Here is a 5,002-nt window from a genome sequence, read left to right on the forward strand (position 1 = left end):
AATAGCGACAATATAGCGGGCATACTGCGTCAGCGCTGTTATTTACCCAGCGCTTCCCGCACGGCCGGGGCTATTTTTTTCCCAAAGAGCTCAATGGCATGTAATACTTTATCGTGTGTAATATAACCCTTTACCAGCTGCGCCAGGAAACGGGTATTATTGAACAGCTGATGCTGGTACAGCAGCTTATCAATGATCTCCTGCACACTGCCTACAAACAGCGGTCCTTCCGGCATGCGCAGGTATTCAAACTGCTCCCTTGTAAGTGGCGACCAGCCACGCTCTTTACCCACGCGGTTCATGAGCACCTGGTAAGAGGGGAAGAATTCATCTGCTGCCTGGTCCGAACTGTCGGCTACATAAAACTGGGAATTGATGGCCAGCGGCAGCTTTGCAGGATCATGACCCGCGGTTTGGGCCGACTGCCGGTATAAATTGATCAGTTGTACATACTGGCTGGGGCGGCCTCCTAAAATGGCCAGTGTTAAAGGCAAATTGAGCCTGCCTGCCCGTACTGCAGATGCCGGCGTACCGCCTATGGCCAGCCAGATGGGCAAAGCCGCCTGGTAAGGTCTTGGATAAACCCCGCGGTTACTCACAGGCGCCCTGAACTTTCCTTTCCAGGTGAGTGTTTCCTGCTGGTTGATCTGTAACAGCATGTTCAGCTTTTCCTCAAACAAAGCATCGTAATCTGCCAGGTTGTAACCGAACAGGGGATAAGATTCTGTGAAAGAGCCACGGCCGGCCAGGATCTCTACCCGTCCGCCGGAAAGCAGGTCAACAGTGGCGAACTGCTGAAAGGTGCGCACCGGGTCGGCAGAGCTGAGCACAATAACGGAGCTGGTTAAACGAATATTCTTTGTAACGGTGGCAATAGCGCCCAGCACTACTTCCGGGGCCGATATAACAAAATCGGGCCGGTGATGCTCCCCTACGGCAAACACATCCAGCCCAACGGCATCGGCAAGCTTGGCTTCTTCAATAATTTCCTGCATGCGCAGGTAGGATTGTTCGGCCTTACCTGCTACGCCCTCCGGCTGTACTTCTCCAAATGTGCTGATCCCCAGTTCCATAAAATAGACGTTTTTTTATCCGCCTACAATTTAAGGCAATACTGCGAGATACCAGCCAAACGCGACGCGGCGCTGCGTCATTACGCCTGTTCCCACTCAGAATACCGGGTTTCTTCCGGCACATCTGTGCTGCTTTCAAAATTCAGGGTATAGCCATCCGGATCATACAGGTTAATAACCCACATATTATTTCCTACAAACGGCTCAGTAGTGCTGATGCCATTGGCAACAAACTCGTGGTACAGGGCCAGGGCATCTTCACAAATAAAACAAATGGATACGCCCACGCCCAGCTTGCCTTCGGGCGTCCAGGCATCAGGCCCTTCCGTATGATACTCCTGTAACATAAGCGCGGCGCCTTCCCGCTGCACGCAGCACCATTCTATTTTTCCGCGGGGCTCCCACCTGGCAATGATCTCAAAGCCAAGTCCCTCTACATAAAAGCGGATGGAGGCCTCCATATTTGCTACTGCAAAAAAAGGAACGGCCTGCTGAATATTTTTGGGTGGTAGATATTCTTGCATTGTTTAAAACATTTGGGAGTTATGCTGGTCTTATGTTCCAGCTAAACGTTGCATGGCAGGTTTAATCTTTTTAAATGGTTAATAAGGCTGAAGGTCTAAGAACAGGCTAATGGGCTTAACTGAAAATCGTATTACCACTGTTAATTTACTAAATAGGGCGGCCATTTCAATGCATCCTGCCATAAAAAGGGAACATCATCAAAAAAATTAATACGGAACCGCTTCCCCATTTTATCGTGACCGGGGGATGCTCCTATAAAAAAGCCCCCCGGAACTATTCCGGGAGGGCTTTTATGTTCCTGCGCCAACAGGTAACTATTGCACTTTCACAAAGCGTTTTGTGATCTTTTGTGTTTTTTGAGTGAACAGCAATGTATACACGCCCGGGGGTAAGGCAGCAATGTTCACCGTACGCGCAGCTGCATTGGTGCGCATTACAATGTTACCGCTGCTGTTCAGGATGTATATGATACCGCCCGACAGATCATATTTAGATTGCAGCTTCAGCTCACTCACCGCCGGGTTGGGATATACTTCCAGGCTTATAGCCGCTGCGTCAGGCCACAGCTTACTGGGGTTACTAATGGACAAGGCCGGCGTGCTGCCGCTGCGGGCCAATGCGTTGGCAGGCACCTGTTCCAGCTGCCATTGGGCGCTTTGCCAAACAGGATACATCATGCCATGCTGCGCGTAACCCTTCAGGTTCTCTATATGAATATAATCGTTTGAAGGGCCTGCGTTGCGGATCCGTACGTAGCCATCACCGGTGTTTTCCAGGGCCCAGCGGGAGCTGAGCGTACCGAATGTGCGGGTGGTAACTTCCACATAATCCAGCGCGTGCTCAATGTTTATGTACTCGCCGGTAGCACGGTTCTTAATTTCCACATATCCGCCGCTTACATTTTCCAGCGACCACTGGTAGCTATTATCTGTAGCTGAAGGGGAAGCAGCATAATTCGCCTGCGCACCGCCATCATTCAGATAAGTGTTTTGCCAGCGGTTCTTAATACGGTAATAGGTGGTGCTGCCCTGGGTAACGGTTACCGCGCAGGTAGCTGTTTTCCCCTGGTCGGCCGTAGTAACGGTAATAGTTGCAGTACCCACTGCCACCGCGGTTACCAGCCCGGCTGCATTAACGGTAGCAACGCTGGTGTTGCCGGAGCTCCAGCTAACGTTGGTATTAGAGGCATTGGCTGGCAGCACATTTGCGACCAGCTGCTGTGTAGCGCCGGCGCCAATACTGGCTGTAACGGGCGATACGCTTACACCTGTTACCGGCACATTGGTAGCATTACAGTTGGTTAAATATACGGTGCCGAATACACGCGGATCCTGGAAGGCCGTGGTGGTAGTAGCAAAGGTTGCCAGCTGCGCATCGCGGGCGCCGCCATTATCATCATTATCCAGCTGCACATCCAGGCCAATAGGTTTGCCCAGGGCCGCGGTGGCGCCAATAGTGCTCCATGGAATAGCTACTTCCACATTATAGCCGGTGGAGGTTGCGTACTGGCTAAAAGTAATGCCCGTGGTGCGGGTTACAGAATTACCACCTGCATGCAGCGTGTTATCATTGTAGCGGAAGCCCAGCTGAAAATCATTGGCGCCATCATAAGTAGCTGTTTTGCTGTTATCGCCATCAATGAAAATTTCTACCACATCATCTTCCCACCAGCTGCCGCCGGAATCATTGATCTTAGTGGCATCATTTACCTGCACCAATACATACAGGTTAGTGTTATCGTACATGGCGCGCCACTGCCCGCCGTAGCCGGCCGAGACACCACCTAATACAACATTGCCAATACTCTTAACAGGTGCGGCAGACCATGCGCCGTCAATGGTTTGATCAATAACCGGGGCGCTGCCTGTAACCCGCGCAACAGTAGGCGCCGTACAGGGCGGCAGATCATTATCCGTAATGGTGATCACTGCGGTAGTATCATTACCCAGCTGATAACCGGTACCTGTTTTGAGTGTTAAGCGTAAGGTTTCCGGTCCTTCAAAACTATTATCATCTACCGGCGTAATGGTAATGGTTTGCGCTAGTGTAGAAGGCGATAAAGTTACAGAGCCTGTTAACGCCGGGCTGGCCGTGTAATCGGCAGCAACAGCCGTACCGCTGATCGTGTAATTCACCGTTACGGTTTGCGTAATGGCCGATGCACTTATCCGGAAAGTACCGGTATTATTACCTTCCCCGGCATCTGCATCTGTAGCGGTAATATTTACAGCAGGCGTTACCGTTACCTTGCGGGTGGCGGTAAAGCTGCCACTTTGTGTTGTTACGGTAATGGTGGCAGCGCCCAAACCTACGGCTGTTACCTTGCCATTCGCATCTACCGTTACGGCGGCTGTGTTGGAGGAGGTCCAGCTGAGGTTCTTATTGGTAGCATCTACCGGTATAATATTCGCTTTCAGCTGAAAGCTGCTGCCCGTGGCTATGGTAGTATCTGTAGCCGGCACCAGCACTACGCCGGTTACGGGAATATTCACATCCCGTATAATGAGCTTAAAATTCGTATTGCGGTTCAGGGAAGTGCCGGATTCCGCATTCCTTACGGTAAGATTGTTGAACACCGCAGAATCTGAATTGGCCTGCGCATAAATACCAAAGCCGCCGTAAACATCGGAAGGTACATCGCGCACCACAGGATCCAGGCCGGTGCCGTCTATCAGCGTGTTGTTGAAAATAAGATGATGGTAATTATTGCCATACAGCTGCACCGCATCGCGCTGCGAGTTCAGGATGGTGGTGTTATCAAACTGTATGTTAAACACACCGGTTTGCGCGTAGAACTCAATGGCGCCTCTTTTCTGGTTCCAGAGGTCATTGCTGGTGCCGCAGCCAATGATGGTATTTTCCGCTACCTTAATTACATCACCGGGATACTTAAAAGTAAAGCCGGCAAAGTCGTTGGTAAAACGGATGCCCGAGCCGCCTACTCCATCTTTAATGAGGTTGTGGTTAATGTCGTGCCCTGTACCGCCGAAAATGGCAATGCTACCCGCCCGCCAGTTGTTTTCAATGGTGTTATTGCGGAAGGTGTTGTTCACGCCCATCACATTGTTGGAGGCATCTGTGGAAGGCCACACGGCCAAACCATCATCGCCGTTATTCCGCACGCTCGACTGCTCCACAGTGGAGTTGGAAGTGCCCTGCGAAAAGTTCACACCATCTGCATAGTTATTGCGGATGCGGCATTTGGAGATCATCATGTTGGTGGTTACATCTATCGGGTACGGGGGATCGTAACCACCGATCCAGAAACCGCATTCAAAGTGCTCCACCCAAATATCATGCACATAGGATCCCGCGCCATAGGTGCCCATAAAACCTTTGTACACCTTATACATTTGCCCCAGCGGGTTAGGCTCTCCGCCATATACCAGGCGGGCGTTGTTGGC

General features: G+C 51.2%; 3 protein-coding genes. All 3 read right to left on the reverse strand.

What is annotated here, in order from left to right; genetic code table 11:
- Positions 1-38: 38 nt before the first annotated feature.
- Entirely contained in the window at positions 39-1,073 is a 1,035-nt protein-coding gene (locus VIM87_RS06750) for an LLM class flavin-dependent oxidoreductase (RefSeq protein ID WP_331996241.1), read from the reverse strand.
- Positions 1,074-1,153: 80 nt separating this feature from the next.
- Positions 1,154-1,597 (reverse strand): VOC family protein, encoded by a 444-nt coding sequence (locus VIM87_RS06755; RefSeq protein ID WP_331996242.1) that lies wholly within the window; start codon positions 1,595-1,597, stop codon positions 1,154-1,156.
- 315 nt (positions 1,598-1,912) lie between these two features.
- Positions 1,913-5,002, reverse strand: a 3,090-nt coding sequence (locus VIM87_RS06760; protein WP_331996243.1) for a sugar-binding protein, incomplete at its 5' end; no start/stop codon positions are given.

This window comes from Chitinophaga sp. (genome assembly GCF_036569125.1).
GTDB lineage: Bacteria > Bacteroidota > Bacteroidia > Chitinophagales > Chitinophagaceae > Chitinophaga.

Excerpts from the sequence above, each read along its gene's own strand:
- VIM87_RS06750 (WP_331996241.1), bottom strand. The coding sequence starts at position 1,073 with ATGGAACTGGGGATCAGCACATTTGGAGAAGTACAGCCGGAGGGCGTA.
- VIM87_RS06755 (WP_331996242.1), bottom strand. The coding sequence starts at position 1,597 with ATGCAAGAATATCTACCACCCAAAAATATTCAGCAGGCCGTTCCTTTT.